Origin of the sequence: Collinsella aerofaciens (genome assembly GCF_040910265.1) — a bacterium.
In the GTDB taxonomy this organism is placed as follows: domain Bacteria; phylum Actinomycetota; class Coriobacteriia; order Coriobacteriales; family Coriobacteriaceae; genus Collinsella; species Collinsella aerofaciens_BK.
On sequence record NZ_JBDGAW010000014.1, the window covers coordinates 31,805 to 56,129 of the forward strand.

Annotated in this window: 20 protein-coding genes; 11 read left to right on the top strand and 9 right to left on the bottom strand. The window is 59.1% G+C overall.

Annotated elements, in window-relative coordinates:
* Positions 1-52: 52 nt before the first annotated feature.
* The 3 genes from AB5Z14_RS06865 to AB5Z14_RS06875 form a co-directional block, all read right to left on the bottom strand.
* Positions 53-625, bottom strand: a complete 573-nt coding sequence (locus AB5Z14_RS06865) for a hypothetical protein (RefSeq protein ID WP_368130853.1) — start codon at positions 623-625, stop codon at positions 53-55.
* Between the two features lie 400 nt (positions 626-1,025).
* Positions 1,026-2,984: a C69 family dipeptidase gene (locus tag AB5Z14_RS06870; protein ID WP_368130854.1), complete on the bottom strand. Its 1,959-nt coding sequence runs from the start codon at positions 2,982-2,984 to the stop codon at positions 1,026-1,028.
* A 409-nt stretch (positions 2,985-3,393) separates the two neighbouring features.
* Entirely contained in the window at positions 3,394-4,311 is a 918-nt protein-coding gene (locus AB5Z14_RS06875) for a diacylglycerol/lipid kinase family protein (protein WP_368130855.1), read from the bottom strand.
* A 98-nt stretch (positions 4,312-4,409) separates the two neighbouring features.
* Here AB5Z14_RS06875 and rnd point away from each other — a divergent pair, with 98 nt between their 5' ends.
* The 9 genes from rnd (at position 4,410) to AB5Z14_RS06920 (ending at position 13,427) form a co-directional block, all read left to right on the top strand.
* The gene (rnd, locus tag AB5Z14_RS06880; RefSeq protein ID WP_368130856.1) at positions 4,410-5,543 is read left to right on the top strand and encodes a ribonuclease D; all 1,134 of its coding nucleotides are present in this window, start codon (positions 4,410-4,412) and stop codon (positions 5,541-5,543) included.
* Positions 5,544-5,607: 64 nt separating this feature from the next.
* Positions 5,608-6,312, top strand: a complete 705-nt coding sequence (locus AB5Z14_RS06885) for a zinc metallopeptidase (RefSeq protein ID WP_368130857.1) — start codon at positions 5,608-5,610, stop codon at positions 6,310-6,312.
* 115 nt (positions 6,313-6,427) lie between these two features.
* Positions 6,428-7,879, top strand: coding sequence for an exodeoxyribonuclease VII large subunit (gene xseA / locus AB5Z14_RS06890; protein ID WP_368130858.1), 1,452 nt, complete (start codon positions 6,428-6,430; stop codon positions 7,877-7,879).
* A gap of 42 nt (positions 7,880-7,921) precedes the next feature.
* Positions 7,922-8,188: an exodeoxyribonuclease VII small subunit gene (gene xseB / locus AB5Z14_RS06895; RefSeq protein ID WP_006234311.1), complete on the top strand. Its 267-nt coding sequence runs from the start codon at positions 7,922-7,924 to the stop codon at positions 8,186-8,188.
* Between the two features lie 49 nt (positions 8,189-8,237).
* Entirely contained in the window at positions 8,238-8,573 is a 336-nt protein-coding gene (locus AB5Z14_RS06900) for a histidine triad nucleotide-binding protein (RefSeq protein WP_329737845.1), read from the top strand.
* Positions 8,574-8,614: 41 nt separating this feature from the next.
* A complete protein-coding gene (locus tag AB5Z14_RS06905; RefSeq protein WP_368130859.1) occupies positions 8,615-9,505 on the top strand; it encodes a LysR family transcriptional regulator in 891 nt (296 codons plus the stop codon).
* Between the two features lie 119 nt (positions 9,506-9,624).
* Complete coding sequence (locus tag AB5Z14_RS06910) at positions 9,625-10,785, top strand: MFS transporter (RefSeq protein WP_368130860.1); 1,161 nt, start codon at positions 9,625-9,627, stop codon at positions 10,783-10,785.
* A 120-nt stretch (positions 10,786-10,905) separates the two neighbouring features.
* Complete coding sequence (locus AB5Z14_RS06915; protein ID WP_006234305.1) at positions 10,906-12,084, top strand: acetate/propionate family kinase; 1,179 nt, start codon at positions 10,906-10,908, stop codon at positions 12,082-12,084.
* A 164-nt stretch (positions 12,085-12,248) separates the two neighbouring features.
* Entirely contained in the window at positions 12,249-13,427 is a 1,179-nt protein-coding gene (locus AB5Z14_RS06920; protein WP_368130861.1) for an acetate/propionate family kinase, read from the top strand.
* Positions 13,428-13,774: 347 nt separating this feature from the next.
* On the opposite strand, the gene pta is transcribed toward AB5Z14_RS06920, so the two are convergent.
* Positions 13,775-14,755, bottom strand: coding sequence for a phosphate acetyltransferase (pta, locus tag AB5Z14_RS06925; RefSeq protein ID WP_368130862.1), 981 nt, complete (start codon positions 14,753-14,755; stop codon positions 13,775-13,777).
* Between the two features lie 232 nt (positions 14,756-14,987).
* On the opposite strand from pta, the gene glf reads away from it, so the two are divergent.
* Together glf and AB5Z14_RS06935 are read left to right on the top strand one after the other, a co-directional pair.
* Complete coding sequence (glf, locus tag AB5Z14_RS06930) at positions 14,988-16,190, top strand: UDP-galactopyranose mutase (protein ID WP_368130863.1); 1,203 nt, start codon at positions 14,988-14,990, stop codon at positions 16,188-16,190.
* Positions 16,183-17,214, top strand: a complete 1,032-nt coding sequence (locus AB5Z14_RS06935) for a glycosyltransferase family 2 protein (protein WP_368130864.1) — start codon at positions 16,183-16,185, stop codon at positions 17,212-17,214. Before glf ends, AB5Z14_RS06935 begins: the two co-directional genes overlap by 8 nt.
* A 376-nt stretch (positions 17,215-17,590) precedes the next feature.
* Here AB5Z14_RS06935 and AB5Z14_RS06940 read toward each other — a convergent pair whose 3' ends face one another.
* From AB5Z14_RS06940 to ppk1, 5 genes are all read right to left on the bottom strand, one after another.
* Complete coding sequence (locus AB5Z14_RS06940; protein WP_368130865.1) at positions 17,591-18,592, bottom strand: P1 family peptidase; 1,002 nt, start codon at positions 18,590-18,592, stop codon at positions 17,591-17,593.
* Positions 18,593-18,692: 100 nt separating this feature from the next.
* On the bottom strand, positions 18,693-19,274 hold the full coding sequence (locus tag AB5Z14_RS06945) for a Maf family protein (RefSeq protein ID WP_117786881.1): 582 nt from the start codon (positions 19,272-19,274) through the stop codon (positions 18,693-18,695).
* Positions 19,271-19,813 (bottom strand): DJ-1 family glyoxalase III, encoded by a 543-nt coding sequence (locus AB5Z14_RS06950; RefSeq protein WP_368130866.1) that lies wholly within the window; start codon positions 19,811-19,813, stop codon positions 19,271-19,273. The genes AB5Z14_RS06945 and AB5Z14_RS06950 overlap by 4 nt, the downstream gene beginning before the upstream one ends.
* A 106-nt stretch (positions 19,814-19,919) precedes the next feature.
* Positions 19,920-21,248 (bottom strand): 23S rRNA (uracil(1939)-C(5))-methyltransferase RlmD, encoded by a 1,329-nt coding sequence (gene rlmD, locus AB5Z14_RS06955; RefSeq protein ID WP_368130867.1) that lies wholly within the window; start codon positions 21,246-21,248, stop codon positions 19,920-19,922.
* Between the two features lie 98 nt (positions 21,249-21,346).
* Positions 21,347-23,743, bottom strand: a complete 2,397-nt coding sequence (gene ppk1, locus AB5Z14_RS06960; protein WP_368130868.1) for a polyphosphate kinase 1 — start codon at positions 23,741-23,743, stop codon at positions 21,347-21,349.
* Positions 23,744-24,325 lie beyond the last annotated feature (582 nt).

The following is a 24,325-nucleotide window of genomic DNA, read 5'->3' on the forward strand; positions in this document are numbered from 1 at the left end:
ACGCGAGCGACGAATGAACGCCAAGATGGGGTGGCTCGTAAAGCCGAGCGGGTTAGTTGAGCTTAAGGGCCTTCTGGATGGGCAAGTAGAGGGCACCGACCAGAATGGCGTTAAAGACGGCGGTCATGGCGACGACAGGCAGCATGGCGGCAGCGAGCTCGCCCACCACGCCGAGCATTGCCATCTTGATGATCATGAAGATAACGCCCGAGACAAAGGTGGTCACGAAGGTGGCGACAATGGCGACGACAGGCTTAACTTGACCGTTCTTGCCGGCGGCGTTGACGATGGCGGCCATAAGCATGGCGGCGATGCCCTCGGCGGCAAAATCGATGAACGGCGAGGTGGTGGTGATCTGGATCACGGCGGCCGAGATAAGGCCGATCACGAGCGCCTGACCGATGTTGGGGCGAACGACCAGGATGGTGAGGCAGAAGGCCGAGATGATGAACTCGGGGCTGATCATGCCGCCCGAGATGCCCGAGATGGCCTTACCGACGGTGAAGTTGAGGATGAAGCCGGCGGCAAGCAGGATGGCGAGCAGGACGAGGGCGCGGACGTCAAGCTTGCCACGGTCAGCGGCCTGGACGGTGCGGGGCTGGGTGGCGTTGGTGTTCTGAGGCATGGTGAAAATCCTTTCGGAAGGGGAATGCAAGAGAAAAGCGGAGGCGCGTGATGCGAATGCGATCGGGCTCGAGATAGAAAAAGGCCCCCGGTCGAAACCGGAGGCCTTCCAATCACCTAGAGCGCAAGTGCAGGCGTGAGGGACTCACTGTCGACCGATCGTATTCGCATCACGCCACCACCAGTTGTTGAGAGACTTCATCGTGTTCTTCATGTTGGTGGCTCCTTTCGTGATGCCGTGGCGCGGTCGCACCTAGTTGCTGTTGCGCTGCACTATAGCACAGCGAAGTGTGTACTGGGAAATCTTTTTTGAAAAGATTTCGACGGTGTTTCCCACCGGTCAAAAAGGCGGGCTGAGCGGGCGGGGCGACCCGTGCCGTCCCACCCGCACCAGCGAGGGATTACTCCTTGTTGCGGCGATAGAGGATATAACCGCCTGCGGAGATGACGGCAACGCCAGCGATGGCGAATACGGCCACCATGCGGCCATCAAAACGATCGCCAGTGGTGGGCAGGCCGCCCTTGGTGTTCGTCTTGTTGGCGGTTACCGTGGTCGTGGTGTTGTCCGACTTGCCGGGCTTCTCGGGCTTGGTGGTGGGCTGTTCGGGCTTAGCGGGCTGCTCAGGCTGCTCGGGGGTGCCGGGCTGCTCGGGCTTGCCGGGCTGCTCGGGGGTGCCGGGCTGATCCGGGGTGACCGGGTCGGTGGCAAGAGCGTCCTGGGCGTAGGTAATGGACGCCTTGAGGCCCTTGGTCTCGGTGTTCAGATCGCTTGGGGTGAAGGGCTGTTCGAAGTTTCCGGCCTTCTGATAGGCGCGCATCTCCTGGAGCAGGGCCTTGCACTTCTTGTAGGTGTTCTCGGTGGCAGCCTTGCCGGCCTTGTTGGCTAGGGCAGTGCGGCCCTCGGTGGTCGTTTCGGCCAGCATGGCGGCGTCAACTTCCTTGTTCTGCTCGATGAGCTCATTCTGGAGGGCGTCAAGATAGGCATGGACGCCAGCACCGAGGGTGGCACGATTCTCGAAGGCAAGCGAGCTGATGTCCATAAAGACGTAGTTGATGGAGTTCTCAGGCTCTTCGTTGTTTACAACGTCTGTTTCGTCGCAGTGGTCGAAAGATACGGTCTGGTCGCTGAAGTAGGGGCTGACCTCGGTCATCAGGGCGGAGTACAGCGGGATGGCGATGGAGAATTCAGCTCGAGAGAGCATCTCCCATTGGATGGTCGCAATTTCAGGGTTGAGGCCGTTGCGAATCTGGAAGAGATGGGCCTCACCGTTGCGCTCGGTGCCGATGCAATAGGCGCCATCGGTGTTGGCGCTGAGGCCGGGAACGTTTTCGCCACGATTGCCAAAGGCGCGAATAAGTTCAAAAGTATTCCAACCGGACTTTTCGGGTTGGAAGAACAGCGGCTGCATTTCATTTACCATGGCGCCAACCTTAGCGCGCGGTTTTTCGCTAGTGTCCTGGACGATTTCATAGTCGGTGCCCTCAGTAAGCGGAGCCCCAAGGTAATCGCGGCCCTGGACGTAGCGCGACCAAGCGTGAACGGAAGTTTTGTCGATGGGCGAACCGTAGGTCTGGGCAACATCGAACTGTCCGTCGTCGAAATACTTGGCGAAACCCTTTTCTTCAGGTAGGGACTTAATGCCTTCGGAGTGAATGCAGTTTACGGTGTCATCGAGGTTAACCTTGAAGTTGAGATTGCTGATATTGGGATTGAGCGACGCGATATCATCGGTCAACTTCATGGCAATCCACTGATGGCCGGAAAGCGCGGCGAACAGCCAGGTCTCATTGTTGTCGGCAATGATGAGCTGGTCGTTGGCGTTGGCGCCCTGTTCGTTAATGAGCCTGCCGATGAGCTCGACTCCCTCGCGGGCCGTGCCGCTCTCGCCAAGGATGACGCCGGCGTAGACGTATTCGCTGATGCCTGTTTTGGTCAGGGGATCTGCGGCCTTTGCTTCGTCATTCATGCTCGTGCTCAGCGTGGCAGAGCAAGAAACGCCCTTCTCGTTAATTCCCGCTTCGGAGTAGGCGTCCCAGCGTCCGTGCCACTGCGAAGGGTGGTCGCGCACGTAGCTATAACGATATGTGGTCTTGGTCGAGGTGTATGCGAAGTCGGACTCGTCTGAGCCGTAGATATGGCCGGGACCATGCGAGGGTTCAATGCCATAGTGCTTGAGGTAACGTGTGCCAACGTCCTCGGTGCGGCCATAATACGTATTGCCATCGGCCGTTAGGTTTTTGCCCATGTAGATCTGCGTGCAGGCGAGCGCAGAGGTCGGCATGGACATGATGGTTGCAGCTCCAAAGGCGAGGCCTATGCCTAGCTTCTTGAGCGCGTTGACGGGGTGAGTTTTCCTCATAATCCCTCCCAGCGTGCGAAAGCCCTCTGTCGCCAGAGGGCTTCAGCCAATAAAGACACCCCACTAGCGTAACGAACTGGAAACAATATTCATCTATGAAAGATACTTACTCGATAAGCGTAATGAAATATGCGATGAGTGGTTAATTATACTCAGTTTGTAGCTTTAGCCAAATAAAGACTCCCTGCAATTACTGCACCTGAATAAAGCGTCTGGAAATACCCGAAATGAAAAATCCCCCGCTGTTTGGCAAATGCATAAACAGTAGGGGAGACGATAATTGGATGAATATCATACCAATGTGGAATTACTTCTTCCGACGGTGGATCACGTTGATTGCATAGCCTACGAGCATGGCCAAAACAATGACGATAAAGCCGAGCAGGGGATTGTCGTTCATGGGGTCCTCCTATTTACCGAGTGGCGAGAATTCATCGACGATCAGGTCGAGACATTGCGGGAGTGCGCGGGCGCCAAAGACGCCGGAGTTGCTGGAAATAATCTCGCCATCGAACTGCATGCCCAGCGACGGCGTGCAGGTGATCTTGGCTTCCTTGGTCTGGATGATCTTGAACTGCGGGCGACCGAGCACCTTGCCGGCGGGATCGAGTGCAGCAGTGATCACGGTGGGCAGCAGCTGCACGGTTTTTACAGGCTCGATGACCGCGATGTCGACCATGCCGTCGTTCATGCGGCAGTCGGGGAACAGGTTGATGTCGTTTTGGATGACTGAGGTGTTGCCGGCCATGCAGCAGATGCCGTCGAGCTCCTCGACAATGCCGTCATGCTCAATCGTAAAGTGCGCCACCGTGGGATTAGGCGTGGCGAGTGCGGACAGGAAGTAGGCGATCTCGCCGATGTCGTTTTTGGTGGGGGCAGCCTTCATCATGATCTCGGCATCGTAGCCCGAGCCGGCGATGATGATGAAGCCGTGGCGCTTCTCGTTGCCGTCCTCGTCGAGCCAAAAGAGCTCGCCCATGTCTGCCTTGACGGTGCGGCCGACACGGCAGGCCTTGGCGAGTGCCGCCGCCTCGGGGGCATTGCCGATGTTGTTGAAGAACAGACAGGCCGTGCCAGAGGGGAAGACGAGCGTGGGGACGCCGCATCCGCGCATCTGGTCGAGCACGTTGGAGACGGTGCCGTCGCCGCCCGAGACAACCACGCGATCGAACTCGCGCACGTCCGCCACGGCGTCTTCGGGCTCCATGCCATCGCCGATAAAACGCATCACGACCTCGTCGCCGCCCTGCGCGAGGGCGTGCGTGAATGCGAAGATTTCATCTGAGCTGGGGCCCGATGCCGGGTTGTGGATGATAAGGCAGCGCATACTTACGTTCCCGTTCTGTGACTAACCGAGTATAGTTGTAAGGCAATGCCGATATCCTACCCGTGTTTTTCGGGCCTAACCTTATTCGATGGGTTGATATGTACATTTCCACACATCAGGCTCTACTCGACTTTTGCCAGCGCGCTCGCGAGTTCGACGCGATTGCCGTCGATACCGAGTTTTTGCGCGAGCGCACGTTCCATCCGCGTCTGTGCCTGGTCCAGATTGCCACTCCTGCCGAGAGCGTCGCGGTCGATCCCCTGGTGATCGACGATCTGTCGCCGCTCGCCGAGCTTATGGCCGATGAGGACGTGACCAAGGTGTTCCACGCCTGCTCGCAGGATATGGAGGTCATGCTCCATACTGTGGGCGTGCTGCCGCGTCCTATTTTTGACACGCAGGTCGCCGCCGCCTTTTTGGGCGAGCGCCAGCAGATTTCCTACGGCGCGCTCGTGCAGACGTTTTGCGGCGTCTCGCTGCCCAAGACCGAGTCACTGACCGACTGGTCGCGCCGTCCGCTGACTGACAAGCAGATCGAGTACGCGATCGATGACGTCAAGTACCTGATCGTCGCCTATACCGAGATGATGAGCCGCCTGCGCGAACTGGGCCGTGTGGACTGGGTGCTCGATGAGTTGCGTCCGCTGGCTGACGAGTCGCACTATCGCGCCGACCGTCACGAGGCATTCCGTAAGGTCAAGCGCATCAACTCGTGCAGCCGTCATCAGCTGGGTATCGCGCGCGAGCTTGCCGCTTGGCGCGAGGACCGTGCTGAGCGCCGCAACATTCCGCGCAAGTGGGTCATGTCCGACGATACGTTGCTGGCGCTCGTCAAGCGCAATCCCGTGCGCGTCGAGGAGTTCCGCAGTATCCGCGGCACCGATCAGCTGGGGGAGCGCGATGTGGACGGCGCGCTTATGGCCATCAAGCGCGGTGCGAGCTGCCCGCACGATCGCCTGCCGCTCATGGTGCGCGGGCATCGCCAGATCTCGCCGGAGTTGGAGAGCGTGACCGATCTCATGTATGCGCTCATTCGTTTGGTTGCCGAGCGCTCGGGCGTGGCGACCTCAGTCATTGCCTCGCGCGATGACCTGGCCGACTATATTGAGCATCCCGAGCAGAGCCCCCTGCGCGAAGGCTGGCGCTTTGAGCTTGTGGGCTCGCGTCTGGACGATTTGCTTTCGGGCAACATGGGACTCACCGTGAAAGATGGAAAGATCGAGCTGCTGTAGGGAAGCCTAGCCGCCTGAGTGGGTAGAATGCCTCCAACGTGTAACTCGATTCGGAGGAATTCGCATGCCTTATTACTATGGATACGGCTTTGGCATCGACCCGCTGTACCTGCTGGTTGTTCTTGTCTGTACGGTGCTTGGCCTTGCCGCGCAGAGCTATATCAACTCGACGTACAAGACGTGGTCCAAGGTACGCTCGGACGGCGACACGGGTGCTACGGTCGCTCGCCGCATGCTCGACGCCAACGGTTGCAACGCTGTGGGCATCAAGAGCGTTGCCGGCGAGCTCACCGATCACTACAACCCGCAGGATAACAACCTGTATCTGTCGGACGCCAACCGTTCGGGTGGATCGGTCGCAAGCGTTGCCGTCGCCTGTCACGAGGCGGGCCACGCTGCGCAGCGTCAAAGTGGTTACGCCATGATGAAGGTGCGTACTGCCCTGGTCCCGGTTGTCAACTTTACTCAGAACACCTGGACCATCGTGCTGCTTATGGGCCTGTTCATGAACATCGCGGGGCTCACGACCCTCGCGCTGATCTTCTTCTCGTTTAGCGTGTTGTTCCAGCTGGTTACGCTGCCGGTCGAGATCGATGCCAGCCGCCGCGCTGTGGCATACATTGAGCAGTCGGGCATGAGCTCCAAGCAGGTCAACGGTGCCAAGAAGGTGCTGACGGCAGCTGCGCTCACCTATGTGGCAGCGGCGCTCACCTCGATTATTCAGCTGCTCTACCTTATGGCTCGCTACAACAGAAACTCCAACCGATAAGAACTTGGACTGACAGGCGCCGCGGGGGTTCGTGTCCCCGCGGCGCTGTACTATGTGTGGGACTTGAATTTGCGCAGGGCCGGAGCCCTTGTGCACGATGACGAAAGGAGGCTGCGTGGCAGGCTGGAATCTAACCGGCAATGCCGTTTCCGCCGAGTTTGACGGGTCGGACGAGCGGGAGCGTAAAGAGCTCAGCGTGAGCCAGGCGGTCGAGATCGCCGCCGGTGCGCTCGATGCCATTCCGCAGCTGAGCGTTTTGGGCGAGGTCACGGGCTTTCGTGGCCCCAATGCCCGAAGCGGCCACTGCTACTTCCAGATCAAGGACGACTCGGCTGCCGTCGATTGCATCATCTGGAAGGGCGCCTATCTCAAGCGCACCTTCGATTTGCGCGACGGTATGCAGGTGAGCTTTAAGGGCAGCTTTAATCTCTACAAGCCCACGGGCCGTATGAGCTTTGTCGCTCGCTCGTTCTCGCTGGCGGGGGAGGGCCTGCTACGTCAACAGGTGGCGCAGTTGGCCGAAAAACTGCGCCGCGAGGGGCTGATGGACGAATCCCGCAAACGTCGCATCCCGGTGTTTTGCTCACGCGTGGCGGTCGTCACTTCGCTTTCGGGCGCCGTGATCGACGACGTCAAGCGTACGCTGCGCCGGCGTAACCCGCTCGTCGAGCTCGTTTGCGTGGGCGCCAAGGTCCAAGGCGAGGGTGCGCCGGCGGAGCTTATCGAAGGCTTGCACCGCGCCACTTCCATTACGCCCGCGCCCGACTGCATTTTGCTCGTGCGCGGCGGCGGTTCCTTCGAGGACCTCATGACCTTTAACGACGAGGAGCTTGCCCGTGCAGTGGCGGCCTGTCCCGTGCCTGTGGTGACAGGTATTGGCCATGAGCCCGATACCTCAATCTGCGACATGGTGAGTGACCGTCGCGCCTCCACGCCAACGGCGGCTGCAGAATCCGTGGCACCGGCTATGACAGAGCTGGCCGATGTGCTCGAGGCGCGCCATCAGCGTCTGGGTGCCGCGATGGCATCGATGATTGGGTCGGCCCAGGTCGACCTGGAGATGCTCGATCAGCGCGGTCGCCGTGCCTGGGATACCTATACGGCTCGCTTGGGTGATGCGCTCGATGCCGCTGCGTGTCGCCCGTGCCTCAACGACCCCACATTTATGGTCGAGCGTCGCGAATCGGAGCTTGCGCTGACTGCCGATCGCCTGTCGGGCGCCATAGTACGCTCGGTCGGGACATTCCGCTCCAACTTTGAGCGCTTGCCCGAGCGTCTGGTTACAAGCACCTCGGGGCTCGATGGTAAGCGCCATGCGCTCACGCTTGCGAGTTCCCGCCTGGAGCATCAGGGACGTTCGATGCTCAGCAAACCCGCGTCCGACCTGGGCCGTGCAGCAGCCTCGCTCGATGCCCTGTCGCCGCTCAAGGTGCTTGCCCGCGGCTATTCCATCGCGTACAGCGACGATGGTGTGGCTACGAGCGCCAAGACCTTTAAGCCCGGCGACGCCATTCGTGTGCGCATGGCAGACGGCAACGTGGCGGCAACGGTCGATATGGTCGAGTAACCCGCGTTTCATAGCGATAAACCTTTAGGAAAGGAAACAGATATGGCAGAGAAGACCCCGGTCGAGCAGCTTACGTACAAGCAGGCTTCGCAGGAGTTGGAGCTCATCATCCGCAGCTTGGAGTCTGGCGATATGGAGCTCGAGGAGTCGCTCGAGAGCTATACCCGCGGCGTCGAGCTCCTCAAGAGCCTGCGCACCCGCCTGTCCGATGCCGAGCAGAAGGTCTCGGTGCTCCTTAAGGACGTCGACGGCAACGACGTGCTCGCCGACGGCGAAGCCGCCAACACCGACGACAACCTCTCGTTCTAACCATCTCGACCAAATATAATTACCTTGGTCTGTAAGAAAGGAACCAGCTATGTGCGATTGCATCTTCTGCAAAATTGCCAACCACGAGATCCCCTCGACCGTTGTCTATGAGGACGACCGGGTCATCGCCTTCGACGACCTCAACCCCCAGGCGCCGGTCCACACGCTCGTGATCCCCAAGAAGCACTACAGCGACATCGCCGACAACGTACCTGCCGAGACCATGGGCGCCATGGCTCACGCCATCCAGGAGGTCGCTAAGGCCAAGGGTCTGGAGGACGGTTTCCGCGTCATCTCCAACAAGGGCGTCAACGCCGGCCAGACCGTCATGCACTTCCACATGCACGTCCTCGGTGGCAAAAACCTGGGCGAGAACCTCATCTGAGGACGCGTAGCCCGTCGACTTGGCTGCCTTTGGAGTAATCTATGCAGCTTTCTCAACTCGAATACCTTCAAGCGGTAGCGAACTATGGCGGCGTGCGCAAAGCAGCTCGCGCCGTTCATGTGAGTCCGCAGGCCGTTTCGTCGGCAATCAAAAAGTTGGAATCTGAGTATCAGATTGTTTTGCTCGATCGATCGGCGGGGGAGGCCGTTTTGTCTCCTGCGGGCCGAGAGTTTGCACGTCGCGCACGTATGATCCTGGCGCAAGTCGACGATCTCAAAAACTACGCTCAATCGAGGGACGACGGCGTCTCGCCCGACGGCCACTTTCGTCTTTACGCCCCCTGCCTTCATGGGCGGGGGCGCCTTTTTGCCGAAAGCTGGTATGACTCGTTTGAACGCTCGCACCCTCAGATTCACCTTGATGTGTGGCATCAGCCAACGGCTACATGCTTTGAATCACTTGTGCTTGGTATTTCGGATGCGGCCATCTCATTTGAGGAACCAAGGGACAGTGTCCTTTCTTCGAAATACTTGGGTGAAAAGGAGCTCAAGGTTCTTTCGTGCCCAGCGGGTCATCAATCTGTGGGCGCTATGACCGTTCGTGAGTTACTGGGCGGCAGGCTCGCTGTTCCCATTAATTTGTCACCCTGTCTCAATGCAATCAATCAATGTCCCGAAGCTCAGCTGGTTAATTTCCGCTTCCGTGATGTTGAATACGGAAACAGGGCTCAGACTGAGTTTCTTCAAGCCGGGGGATTGATAATGGGTTTGTCTGGGTCCTCTCTTGCGTCGGATGTATCGGAAGTGAGCGAGTGCTCCATTGAAGGATCGCGTGACGTAGCCTTGCCCATCTACTTTTGCTATCGACAAAATACCTGGACCGATCGACACCAGACGGTATTTCTTCACCTATTGCGTCATCTTGCTTCGTGAGATTAATTGGCTTCGAGACGTCAAGTGATTATTGACGCCTTGTAACACATAGCTGACAGCTTTGCCCTCATGCTTTTCCAAGATTCCGATTTAGATTGCTGACTCTGGGAGGGCGGAGCATGAAAAACCGTACGGTTTTGCTTTATATGACGTTCGTTTTTCTGTCGAACTTCAGCACCATCTTGTTTTTTCTAACTGTCTACCTTGAGTTCGTCGGATTCTCGATGGTGGCGATTTCTAGCATGATGATTGCATACCAAGTGAGCAAGTTCATCCTTGAAGTTCCCACTGGCTATATTGCTGATAGGTTTGGACGAAAGACAAGCGGTCTCGTTGGCGTCGCAGGAATGCTTGGATACTACGCCGCTCTGCTTCTCGTCCGTTCTCCTCTGCTTTTAATCGGTGCGTTCGCTCTTAAAGGTTTTGCCGTTGCATGTGTGAGCGGATCCATAGAAGCGATTTACATTGACAGCGTCTCTCAGGACCAGCTCGTAAGACTTAATGTCGTTGAGCGATTTGTTTTCTATGCCTCTTATGCCATCTCCGCTTGCGTGGGCGGTTTCATTTCGTCCGTCGGTGCATATCTCATTGGTCTTTCGGCAGATATCATCGCAATGGTGTTGACGTTGGTTGTCGTTGTCTGCATTCCTGAGATGCGAAGAGGGGGCACTGCGACGACACCTGAACATGGGATTAGCCCGAAGATGATCGGTGCTGCTATTGCGGGTAATGGCATTCTTCGTTCAGCGTTCATCATGGACTGTTCTCAGGCATTTGCTTTTGTCGCCCTGGAAGACTTTTTCTCACTGCTGCTTGCGGGTCGCGGAATGAATGCCGTCGCTTCGGGTGTGACCATTGCGGTTCAGCTCCTTGCCTCGGCCTCCATGGGACTTATTGTGCCCTGTGCGATTGCTCATGTCGACAAGGGCCGCTTTGCGCGTATTTGCGGCATCGTGCGTCTTTTCCTGACAGCTCTGTTTTTGATTCCCTTAACTCCGGTTTATTTGCTGCCCGTGTTCTATGTGCTGCAGACGGTCGCGTACTCGTTATTTGCTCCAATTAAATACTCAATTTTTCAAAAAGCAGCCGATCCTTCGATGCGCTGTTCACTGATTTCGGTTCAAAGCCAGATGGTGGCGGTGGGTGCCATCCTTTTCTATCTGTTCAACGCTGCGTTGAGCGGCATCGCGGGCATTCGAGTCATATTGCTTGTCGCGCTCGGGATTTCTTCCCTTGTGTATATCCCCGCGTTATTTCGTCTTACAAGCCAGAGGACATGAGTATTTAGGCACCGATAACTTATATATCAACGCAATAAACCCGAGCGCGAGGGCGTTTGGGTTTATTATTGAAGCGTATGTAACCTGGCGGCGCCACACCGCCTGTTAGTAGGGAGACACATGAACGTTCTGGTCGTCAACGCAGGATCTTCGACCCTTAAGTATCAGGTCATCGATACCAAGTCCCATAAGGTGTCCGCAAAGGGCTCCTGCGAGCGCGTCTGCTTTACCGGCGGCACTTTCACCCATGCTGCCAACGGCTCCAAGAAGGTGACCGAGAACATCGAGTTCCCCGACCACAAGGTCGCCATCGAGGTCGTCCTGAAGGACCTTGAGGCCAACGGCGTCAAGATCGAGGGTATCGGCCACCGTATCGTTCAGGGCGGTTGGTACTTCGGTGATTCCTCCCTCGTCGACGAGGACGTCCTCGCCAAGATCCGCGAGGTTGCTCCGCTCGCCCCGCTGCACAATAACCCCGAGGCCAACGTTATCGAGTACTGCCTGGAGCAGTATCCCGACCTGCCCAACGTCACGGTCTATGACACCGCTTTCCACTTCAACATGCCCGAGGTCGCCAAGACTTACGCTCTGCCCAAGGATGTTTGCGACAAGCTGCACATCCGTAAGTACGGCGCCCACGGCACCAGCTACCGTTATATCTCCAAGAAGGTCGCTGAGATGACCAACGGCGAGGCCCGCAAGGTCGTCGTGTGCCATATCGGCTCCGGCGCTTCCCTGTGCGCCATCGAGGACGGCAAGTGCATGGACACCACCATGGGCTTGACCCCGCTCGACGGCGTCATGATGGGCACCCGCTGCGGTTCCATCGACCCGGCTACCGTGTGCTACCTGCAGCGCGAGGGCGGCTACACCTTCGACGAGGTCGACGAGATGATGAACAAGAAGTCCGGCCTTTTGGCTGTGACCGGCGGCAAGACCAACGACTGCCGCAACGTCGAGGAGCTCGCCGCTGCTGGTGACCCCGAGGCTCAGCTCGCCTTCGACATGTTTGTCTACAAGATTGCCGCCAAGGCTGCCGAGATGGCCACTTCTATGTGCGGTATGGACACCCTGGTCTTTACCGCCGGCATCGGCGAGCACGCTCCGGCTGTCCGCGCCGGCGTTGCCGACCGCTTGGCCTTTATGGGCGTCAAGATGGATCATGCCCGCAACGCCCTGCGTGGTGACGGCGCTTGGTGCCTGTCTGCCAAGGATTCCAAGGTCAAGATTTTCGTCATCCCCACGGACGAGGAGTTCATGATCGCTTCCGACGTCGAGCGCATCGTCAACGGCAAGTAATTCCAAGAGGGGAGGGGCTGGACGACCGAGCGCCGTTCAGCCCCTCTTTTGTGCTCGTTGGGCGATATGCCTGATAGCTATTTATCAAGTTGTGATAACTTCTTATTAACATGCGGCCGCCTTAAGGGGTCTGCGCCGACCGTATCGCACTGCAAAGGAGTCTCATGAACGTACTTGTTGTCAACGCCGGTAGCTCAAGCCTTAAATATCAGCTTTTGGATACCGATACCCGCGAGGTTTTCGCCAAGGGCAACTGCGAACGTATCGGTTCGGACATGGGCATCTTTGGCCACTCCGAGAACGGTGGCGCCAAGCAAACCGAGGAGGTCCCCTTCCCGGACCACCGTTCGGCTATCGCACGTGTGCTCGAGGAGCTCGAGAAGACCGACTTTACGATCGATGGCATTGGGCATCGTATTGTTCAGGGTGGCTGGTACTTTGACGATTCCGCGGTCGTCGACGATGAGGTCATGGCTAAGATCCTCGAGGTGGCACCGCTTGCCCCGCTGCACAACTACGGCGAGGCGGCGGCAATCGAGTATTGTCGCGAGAAGTATCCGGAGCTGCCCAACGTGGCCGTCTTCGACACCTCGTTCCACATGACTATGCCCGAGGTCGCCTACACCTACGCCCTGCCCAAGGACGTGTGTGACAAGTATCACGTGCGCAAGTACGGCGCCCACGGCACAAGCCACCGCTATGAGTGGATGATGGCCAAGGAGATCCTGGGTTCGCGCTGCCACCGTCTGCTTTCGTGTCATCTGGGCAACGGCGCTTCGCTCGCCGCCATTGAGGACGGTGTATGCCGCGATACCACGATGGGCCTCACGCCGCTCGACGGCCTGATGATGGGCACCCGTTGTGGTTCCATTGACCCGGCTACCGTGTGCTACCTGCAGCGCGAGGGCGGCTACAGCTACCAGGAAGTCGATGACATGATGAACAAGCAGTCTGGTCTGCTTGCCATCTCGGGCATCTCCAACGACGCCCGTGACATCCGTACGCGCGCCTCCGAGGGCGACGAGCGCTGCCTGCTCGCCTTCGATATGTTCGCCTACAAGGCCATGCAGCAGGCCGGCTCCATGACCGCTTCAATGGCGGGCGTGGACACCATTACCTTTACCGCCGGCATTGGCGAGAATGACTGGTCGATCCGCAAGGCCTTCTGCGACTGCTTCGAGTGGCTGGGCGTGCGCATCGACAACAACAAGAACCGCGAGGCCGTGGGTAACGGCCCGCAGGTCATCAGCGCCGCCGGCTCTTCCGTCACGGTCATGGTCATCCCCACCGACGAGGAATACATGATCGCCCACGACGTCGAGCGTCTGACCAAGAACAACTAACGCATTCGTTTGTAATTGACAAAAAGGCCTCCAGAGCAACAGCCCGGAGGCCTTTTTACTAGCAGGCGGAAATTCCAGTTCCAAAGTGATCATCGCCGGCAACGCCTGCGCTCCCAGCAACGTCACCCATTCGTTCAGATCCTCAGCCCCAGCTCGTAGCCAAGCCGCCGCCCACTCCAGATTCCCTGACTGCTGCGTGACGGCAGGGACCCTGCAGGGCAAAGCTCTGAAAACATTCCGCAGGACGCATGAAACCCCCGCCGCACGAAGTGCGCAGCGGGGGTTTCATGCATGTCCGAGGACGTTTTCAGAGCTTTGCCCTGCAGGGTCCCGAGGGGATATGTAAGCTATTCAGCCATCTGAGCCTGGACGGCGGTGATGGCCACGACACCCACGATGTCGTCGGCAGAGCAGCCGCGCGAAAGGTCGTTGACCGGCTTGGCGATGCCCTGCAGGATGGGGCCGTAGGCGTCGGCGCCGGCGAAGCGCTGGACCAGCTTGTAGCCGATGTTGCCGGCCTCGAGGTCGGGGAACACGAGCACGTTGGCCTTGCCGGCGACGGAGGAGCCGGGAGCCTTGAGCTGGGCGACGGTGGGGACGATGGCGGCGTCGAGCTGCAGGTCGCCATCGATGGCGAGCTCGGGAGCCTTCTCCTTGCAGAACTTCACAGCCTCCTGGACCTTCTTGGCGACCTCGCCGCCGGCGGAGCCCATGGTGGAGTAGGAGAGCATGGCCACGTGCGGTTCGACGTTGCCCATGAAGGTGGACCAGGAGTGGGCAGAGGCAATGGCGATCTCGGAGAGCTCGTCAGAGGACGGGTTGATGTTGAGGCCGCAGTCGGCGAAGATCAGCGTGCCGTCGGTGCCGAACTGCGGGGTGTCGGTGCACATCACAAAGAAGGCCGAGACCAGCTTGGTGCCCGGGGCGGTCTTGAGGATCTGCAGCGCGGGGCGCAGGGTGTCGGCAGTGGAGTGGCAGGCGCCGGAGACCAAGCCGTCGGCATCGCCCATCTTGACCATCATGGTGCCAAAGTAGGTGGCGTCCATCACCTGGGCGCGAGCCTGCTCGATGGTGACGCCCTTCTTGGCGCGGAGCTCGGCAAACTTCTGCGCGTACTCCTCGTGCTTCTCGGCATTGCGCGGGTCGATGATGGTGGCGCCGGGAACGTTGATGTCATCGGGGTTGCCCAGGATGACGATGTTGGCCAGGCCCTCCTCGATGATCTTGTTCGCCGCGACGATGGTGCGCGGGTCCTCGCCCTCGGGCAGGACGATGGTCTTAAGGTCGGCCTTGGCGGCAGACTTCATACGGTTTAGGAAATCGCTCATGTTACTCCTTACAAGCGTTTCGCTAAGCTCCAGGCACCCGGCTGTTCACGAATAAACCCGCTGCTAGCGGGTTTACCTTTCAATTATGTACGCCGCGGTGCTTGAGCTTTCCTTGTGTGGCAAGCTCATTATAGGACGCATTAGCGCTATAATCGCTCTGATAAATATGTCTCGACGTATGTTCGAGAAAAAGCCCAGTTAAAAAGCGTGTGGCTTTTGACAAGGAGTATCGATGCAGATTACCTCAGGCCTGCCTGAAGGCTTTAATGCCGGTGCGTACGACATGATCGTCGTCGGTGCCGGGTACGCTGGTGCCGTTTGTGCCCGCCGTCTTGCCGAGACTATCGGCTATCGCGTTGCCGTTCTGGAGCGTCGTAGCCACATTGCAGGCAATGCCTACGACTGCGCTGACGAGGCTGGAATCCTGATCCACGAGTACGGTCCGCACATCTACCACACCTTTAACGAGCGCGTGCACAACTTCCTATCGCGCTTTACCAGGTGGACGGACTATCAGCACAAGGTGCTTGCCAACATCAACGGCACTCTTATGCCCGTGCCCTTCAACCACGCGAGCCTCAAGCTTGCTTTTGGCGATGAGCGCGGCGAGGAGCTGTATCAGAAGCTCGTGGAGACCTTTGGCAAGGATGTCAAGGTGCCCATTATGGAGCTGCGCAAGAAGAACGACCCGGATCTTGCCGAGGTCGCCGACTACGTCTACGAGAACGTCTTTTTGCATTACACCATGAAGCAGTGGGGTCAGACGCCCGACCAGATCGATCCCTCGATCACTGGTCGCGTTCCCGTTTTTGTGGGCGATGACGATCGCTACTTCCCGCAGGCCCCCTTCCAGGGTATGCCGCAGGACGGCTACACCGCGCTGTTCGAGCATATGCTCGATCATGATCTGATCGATGTGTTCTGCGACGTTGACGCTCGCGATTTGTTTGAGATTGACGAGACCACCGTTAAAGTTGACGGCAAGGTCTATGGCGGCGAGATCGTCTACACCGGTCCGCTCGATGAGCTGTTCAACCTCGACCTGGGTGCCCTGCCGTACCGCACGCTCGATATGAAGTTCGAGACGCTCGATATGGATCAGTTCCAGCCCGTGGGCACCGTCAACTACACCACGAGCGAGGACTACACGCGCATTACCGAGTTCAAGAACATGACCGGTCAGGTCCTGCCCGGCAAGACCACCATCATGAAGGAATACTCCAAGGCCTATACGCCTGGCTCGGGTGAGACGCCGTACTACGCCATTCTTGAGCCCGAGAACCGCGAGCTCTACGAGCGCTATCTTGAGCGCGTCCAGAACCTGACAAACTTCCACCCGGTGGGTCGTCTGGCCGAGTATCGTTACTACGACATGGACGCCGTGACCAATTCTGCCCTCGATCTTTCGGATGAGATTATCGCCTGCCATGCATAAAGTCATAACATTCGGTATTCCCTCGTATAACGCCGCCAAGGACATGGACCATTGCGTCACCTCCATTCTGGAGGGGAGCAATTACGCCACCGATATCGAGATTATCGTGGTGGACGACGGCTCCAAGGATGAGACGGCCGCCAAGGCCGACGAGTGGGAGGCCCGTTATCCTGGAATCATCCGCGCGGTGCACCAGGAGAATGGCGGCCACGGTATTGCCGTCCTTTCGGGTCTGCGCGAGGCGCAGGGCACCTACTACAAGGTTGTCGACTCGGACGACTGGCTTGACGGCGCTGCCCTTTCGACCATGCTGTCGATTCTGCGCGGCTTTGAAGAGCGCGACCAGCGCGTTGACCTGTTTATCTCGAACTACGTGTACGAGAAGGTTTACGAGGGTACGCATACGGCCATTGGTTACAAGTTTGCCCTGCCTCGAAAAAAGATCTTTACCTGGGACCAGATCGGCCATTTCCGCCTGGACCAGAATCTGCTCATGCACAGCCTGTGCTATCGCACGGATGTGCTGCGCGAGTCCAACCTGCCCATGCCGCCGCACACGTTCTATGTGGACAACATCTACGCCTACGTGCCGCTGCCGCGTTGCAAGACCATGTACTACGCCGACATCGACCTCTATCGCTACTTTATCGGTCGCGAGGGCCAGAGTGTCAACGAGGCCACGATGGTCAAGCGTCTGGACCAGCAGTTCCGTGTTACGCGTATCATGATGGAGTCGTACCACCTGTACGGCGATGTCGAGTCGTCGCGTCTGCGTTCGTACATGATGGGCTACTTCACCATGATGATGGCGATCTGCTCGGTGCTGACCAAGCTTTCCGACGAGGATTGTGCCGATGAGCGTCTGAAGACGCTGTGGAATGATTTGAAGGCCTATGACGAGCGTATGTATCGTCGTGCACGTTACGGTGTGGTCGGCTTCTTCACTAACCTCCGCGGTCGTGCCGGAGACAAAACCACACTCGGCCTATACCGTCTTGCCTCGAAGATCTTCAAATTCAACTAGCTGCTGAGTAATCGCTGCTGATAGGTTGACTGGGCCCCTTGGTCTTTAGTTTGCTACTGCGAACAGTCCTGCTCGCACGGAGAGCACATTGAGTGCTTTCCGGCTCGTGCGGAACTTGTATCAAACTAAAGGCCAAGGGGCCTCTGCTATAAGAATCGATTGTCAGGTTATTTGAATTTGAAGATCTTCGACGCGCGGTACACAGGGGCCTGGGCTGAAAAGAATTAGATTGGAAGTCGGTCGGAGGCGGGCGGGCATTACGTTTGTCGCGAGTTCCGCATGCAAAGAAGGCCACTTAATGTGGCCTTCGTCTTGCATAGGACTGTAGAGCAGCAAACGTAATGCCCGCCCGCCTCCGACCGACGGTCGAGTGAGATTACTTTGCGGCGCCGGGGATGCCGTGGGAGGTTTTGGCGGTTTTGGCTCCGTTTACGATGGCGGTTTGCAAAGCCCTTACGGCGAGCATGCCCAGCAGGTCTAGGGGAACGGCGGCGCTTGCCTGGGCGCCCAGTTTGCCGCTGGCGAGGGTGTAGATGGTGTCGCCGTCGTTGGTGGTGTGCGTGGGACGGATGGCGTGTGCGTAGGCGTCTGCGGCCATTTGGGAGACCTTGGTGGCCTGGGCCTTAGTGAGCTCCATGTTGGTGACGATGCAGCTGATGGTGGTGTTGGTGCGGTCGAGCGGCATCTGCATGGATCCGGCGGCGGCAAAGGCTGCGAGTTCCATATCGACGATTTGGTCGCTATCGGCTCCGGCGCGCATGCCGGCGACCCACTCGCCGGTGAGGGGGTCGACAACGTTGCCGCAGGCGTTGACCGAAACCACGGCGCCTACCTTAACGGGACCGAGCGCCACGGCGGCAGTGCCAAGGCCGGCCTTCATGCAGGTGGCAGGGCCCATGAGCTTACCTACGGTGGCACCGGTGCCGGCGCCCACATTGCCTTGCTCGAGCGTGGTGGGGGTGTTGTCGAGTGCCTCGCGCACGGCGGCGATGCCGGCCTCTATGTCGGGGCGTACGGTGGGGTCGCCAAAGGCAAGGTCGAAGATACAGCTGGAGCACACGATGGGCACCTGCGTGGGGCCGACGGGCAGACCAATGCCGCGGCTCTCGAGTTCGCGAGCGACGCCGCTTGCAGCCTCGAGGCCAAAGGCCGATCCGCCCGAAAGGCAGACGGCGTGAACCTTGTCGACGGTGTTCTCGGGTCGCAGCAGGTCGGTTTCGCGCGATGCTGGAGCACCGCCGCGAACGTCAACGCCGCCGGTGGCACCCTCGGGCGCCACGATTACGGTGCAGCCGGTGCCAGCCTCCTCGTCCGTATAGTTGCCAAAGCAAAAGCCATCGACATTGCAAACATCGATGGCTTCGAGCAGTGTGTCCATGTTTTCTCCTATCGGTTTTCCGCCGGGCCTTATGCCCGGTCGGGATCCGTACGGTACGGCAAAATTGTAGGCGCTGGGGGATAACCAGCGCCAGATGCAATTACGAGAGTTTTTGAATCGCGCGTGCGACGCGAGCGATGGGCAAGCCCACCACGTTGTAGAAGTCACCCGAAATATCGTGCACAAGCATGCGGCCGCCTGTGCCTTGGATGCCGTAGGCCCCGGCCTTGTCCATGGGTTCGCCGGAGGCAACATAGCGCTCGATCTGCTCTTCGGTAAGCTCATAGAACGTCACGTCGGTCACATCGACAAACGACAGGCTCTCGGCGGCATGCGGAGCGGCCGTGTCGCCTGCCTTAACGATGCAGACGCCGGTTGCGACCTGGTGCGTGCGGCCCGAAAGCTCGCGGAGCATGGTGCGCGCCTCGTCCTCGGTTGCCGGCTTGCCCAGAATCTTGCCATCGAAGGTGACAATAGTATCGGCCGCGACGGTCAGTTCGTTGGGCTCGGCATGCTCGGCGGCAACGGCGGCGGCTTTGGCACGCGCCAAGCGCTCGACGAGTGTAAGCGGAGCTTCGCCATCAAAAGGCGTTTCGTCGATATCTGCGGGAATCACGCGAATGTCATAGCCCGCCTCGCGCATCAACTCGATGCGGCGCGGTGATTGCGAAGCCAAAATCATAGCTGAATGCCCTCGGCGACCTTCTCGACGGCCTTGTCGCCGGCGAGCGTGCGCAGCAGCTCAAGCGCAAAGGGGAGCGACTGGGCCATGCCGCTGGCGGTGATGATGTTGCCGTCTTGCGTAACCTTCTCGCCGGTATAGGCGCCTTCGGGGAAGCTTTTCTCAAAGCCAGGGAAGCACGTGGCGTGGCGCCCCTCGAGTAGGTCGAGCTCGCCCAGGATAAACGGGGCGGCGCAGATGGCGGCAACGTGCTTGGTCGCGGCGAACTCGCAGACCACGTCGCAGACGCGCTGATCGGCACGCAGGTTGGTGGCACCGGGCAAGCCGCCGGGCAGCGCGACGCAGTCGTACTCGTCAAAGTTGATCTCATCAAAGAGCGCATCGCAGGTCACGGGGATCTGCAGCGAGCTTACGACCTCACGTGTGGGCATAATCGAGACGAGCGTAGCACGCACACCGCCGCGACGCATGACATCGACCATGGTCAAGCATTCAATAGTTTCAAAGCCATCGGCGGCGAGAACGGCAACGCTGGGCATGAGGGTTCCTTTCATAGGCGGCATACAATTAGCCGTCTTATACCCCGAAGACCTCCGCTTGCCACGCTCGATTTCTCAATGATTTATCTGAGCAATGATTGAGTGACTAGTTGCGCCTAAGGTGGACGACGGTCTCGCAGTGGAAGGTTTGTGGGAACAGATCGACTGGCGTGATCTTTACGGGGGAGAAGGTGCCTTCTTCGACAAAGCGTTTGAGATCGCGCGCCAGGGTGGCCGGGTCGCAGCTCACGTAGGCTACATCGCGAGCACTCGTGCTGGCGATAAGGTCGATCGCCTCGGGGGCGAGGCCTGCGCGCGGCGGGTCGACCACCAAGACGTCGGCATCCTGGTCGGGGAACTCGCGCACCGCGTCTCCGCCAATGGCGTCGACGTTATCAAGCTTGTTGATCTCCAGGTTACGGCGCAGGTCGCGCACGGCCGGGCCGTAGGCCTCGACGGCGGCGACGAAGTCGCAGCGGCGGGCGAGCGGCAGGGTAAAGGTTCCGGCGCCGCAGTACAGGTCCACGGCAAGCTCGTCTTCTTGCGGGTCGAGCGCTTCCATGACAAGCTCGATCAAAATCTCGGCACCCTTGGTGTTGACCTGGAAAAAAGACGGGGCAGACAAGCGCATCTGACCCTCGGCGATATTCTCGGTCCATGAGCCCTCTCCGGCGAGCATTTCGACCTTGGAGACACGGCGGGCCTTCTTTTCGCCCTTGCTCATCACGCGCACGATGCTCGTGGGATGAGCGGCGTCCGCCAGCACGCGGGAGACCTGCGAGCGCGGAAAAGAGCCTGTGGGCGTCCAGAGTGCGACCTCGAGTGCCTTGGTACGGCGCGATGCACGAATGCCCACGCGTTCGAGTCCCAAGTCATGGCTGCCGCTTAGATAGTTGAGTGCGCCGACGACCGATTTGAGCGCCTTGGGAAAACGTTTATCGAACAGCGGGCACGCATCGACGGTCACGATTTTGCTGGGGTCGACACCGTGCATGCCAAGGCGCACGCGACCGTTGACGACGGTCGGTTCGAGCTCGATTTTATTGCGGTAGCCCCAGTCGTCCTTGGTGTGGCAGATGGGCTGCACCAGCTCGTCGACTTGCTCAGGGCTGAACTTGCCGATGCGCTCGAGCGTGGAGCGCAGGTTTTGCTCCTTGGCGGCAAGCTGTGCCGTGCGTGAGAGATTGCCCCACGAGCAGCCGCCGCAGATGCCCACGTAGGGGCAGGGAGGCTGAATGCGATCGGGGCTCGGCTCCAGAATCTCGGTCGTGCGGGCGCGCATGAACGACTTGCCGTCCTGTACGACCTCGGCCTCGACGGTGTCGCCTGCCACGGCGCCCTGCACAAAGACGGCCTTGCCGTTGTCGGCGTGCGCCAGCCCGTCGGCGCCGTAGGTCATCGATTCTATAGTGAGCTTCATATCCCTGCCTGTCATTCGTGTTGTTGTTCGCACCATGGTAGCAGGGAAAAGCGCCCCGCATCCGAGGCTTTCCTCAAATGCGGGGCGCTTCTACAAACTGCTTCTACAAACGACTATTTCGTCTTGCCGGTAATGAGCGTCTTAAGACCCAGGCCGATCAGGCCCAGGCCCATGCGCACGCGACCGGGGCGATGGCGCTCGATGGCCTTGGTCCTGCCGGCGGGCTTATCGCGACGGGCGCTCGTCGCGGGTGCGGGCTTGGTGACCTGCGGCTCGGGCTGAGGTACAGGTGCGGGCTCGGGCTCAATGACGGTCGCCTGGACCTTCTGAACCTCGGGTGTGGCCGGCTGCGGCTCAGGAGCAGGCTTTGCCTCAATGACGGGCTCGGGCGCGGCCTCGGCGTTGCGATAGGCACGCTCCAGCAGGGCTTCCTGCGAGTTGAAGGGCTTCTCGCCCTCTGCACGCTCCACGGGGACCCAAGTGCCGTCGCTCGTGAGGCTGCGGGCCTTCACGTTGTCGCGCAGCTGCATGCCCATGTACTCGTGCACCAGGGCGCGGCAGGTGGGGTCGAGCACGGGGAAGGCGATCTCCACGCGGTGTTCGGTGTTGCGCGTCATCATGTCGGCCGAGCTCAGGTAGATCATGTCCGAGTCCACGCCAAAGGCGTAAACGCGCGCATGCTCCAAAAAGCGTCCGACGATAGAACGGACATGCACGTTCTCGGTCTTGCCAGGAACGCCCGGCTTGAGGCACGAGATGCCGCGGATGATCATGTCCACGCGGACTCCTGCGCACGATGCCTCGGCGATCTTGTCGATGACCTCGCGGTCGGTGAGCGAGTTGAGTTTAAAGAACACACGGGCGGGCTCGCCGGCGAGGGCGCGCTGGATCTCGCGGTCAAGCCCGCGCATGATGAGCGGTTTCAGTCCGACGGGCGCCACACCCAGGAAGCGGTAATCGCCGCGCAGGTTGCCCAGCGACAGGTTGCGGAAGAACAGGTTGGCGTCCTCGCCGATGCCGGGGTGAGCGGTCATGAGCATAAAGTCGCTGTAGAGTTTGGCCGTCTTCTCGTTAAAGTTGCCGGTGCCCAGCAGCGTCAGGCGCGTTAGCGCCATGCCCTCGCGATAGGTGAGCTGGCAGATCTTGGAGTGGCACTTAAAGCCCTCGGAGCCGTAGATGACGGTGCAGCCGGCCTCTTCCAGGCGCTCGGCCCACTCGATGTTGTTCTGCTCGTCAAAGCGCGCGCGGAGCTCCATGAGCACCGTGACCTCTTTGCCGTTCTCGGCGGCATCGATCAGCGACTCGCACAGGCGGCTCTGCTTGGCCACGCGGTAGAGCGTGATGCGCAGTGAGATGCACTCGGGGTCGTAGGCGGCCTCGTGCACCAGATCCAGGAAGGGGTTCATGGCCTCATAGGGATAAAAGAGCAGCTTGTCGTGCTGAAGTACCTGCTCGCGGATGGAGCGGGTCATATCGATAGTGGGGTTGGGCTGCGGCTTAAACGGCGTAAAGAGCAGCTCGTTGCGCAGGTGCTCGGGAATCTTGCCCTCAATGCCAAAGACGTAGCCTAGGTCGAGCGGGATATCGCAGGTAAAGACAGAGCGGCGCGAAAGCTCGAGCGCCTTGCGGATGGTCTTGAGCGTCGCCTTCTCGAGCGACCCCGAGACCGCGAGCACCACCGGCTGCAGGCGCAAGCGTTTCTTGAGGATGCGCTTCATGTGCTGACGGTAATCCTCTTCCTCCTCGACGCCCTCGCCGTCCGGATCGATGTCGGCGTTGCGGGTGACGCGGATGAGCGCGCGGTCGAGCGGCTTATAGGAGCCAAAGCAGCTGTCCAGGCAGGCGAGGATGACGTCCTCGAGCAGAATGTAGGAGTAGGTGCCGGCGGGCGAGGGGATCTCGACCACGCGGTTCATCGAGGCGGGAATCTCGATTAGGCCCAGCAGACTTTCCTCGTCGGTGACGCCGTCCAGGCCGCAGGCCAGGTAGAGTGCGCCGTTGCGCAGGTTGGGGAAGGGATGGCGCGGGTCAATCACCAGCGGTGAGATGACCGGCGACACGTAGGCCTGGAAGTAGCGGGTTACAAAGGTGCGCTCCTCGGGCGTAAGCGAATCGACACGCGCGCGGTGAACGCCCAGGGCGTCGAGCTTGCCCTCGATGCTCTTAAAGATGGACTCCCATCGGGTAAGGAGCCCGGGCATTTCGGCCATGACGGCATCGACCTGTTCGGAGGCGGTCATATTGCTCTTGTTGTCGACAGGCTGTTTTTTGAGCTCTGCCAGATCGGACAGGCCGCCCACGCGCACCATGAGAAACTCGTCGAGGTTGGACTCGAAAATCGACACGAACTTTAGACGCTCGAACAGCGGAACGGTCTCGTCGAAGGCTTCGTCAAGCACACGGTTGTCAAAGCGTAGCCAGCTGAGCTCTCGGTTCTGCGTGTACGAGAAGTCGCGCGGCGGTTTGCGCAGCTTTGCGGCGGCTTGCTTTTTTTCGATTTTGCTCGGCATATGCATCTGTCCGTTCAGTCCCCGCAGGGGACGGTTGCCTAACACTATTCACTATTGTCTCAATTTAGTCGACCTATGGCACGGACGTATCGCGTGAACGGTATCTTTACCTACTTCTTACGCTGACAAGCCATAGAGCTGACGCCCGTCGCGTTGTGAAAAACGGTCTATATCCTCACTCAACTGGTGAGTATGTGTGAATAAGAATGATAGGTAGCTGAATATCATCGAATACAGACAGAAACACGAACAAGCGTCATTTATATACATAAAACCGTTTTAGATATGCAATTCCTAATCGAAAGATTGGAGTTGTAATTGCGAATGATTTTTGAGAAAAAAGAGCGTTTACCTTAGAAAAGTTACTTTAGAACGCCGAAGTACATCATGGGGGAATCACATGCGATATACCGTTCATCGCACTTTGTTGACCGTTCGGGGGCGAGGTGGAATTGCGGGTGATTTTTGGATATAACTAGAGCTGTCAGCAAGCAGCGTCTCATATGGAGGGGCGCTAACGAATCGGCCCTGACAGGGGCCCGAAAGAAAGGTAGGAGGCCATGACGAAAGGTCTGCACGTGC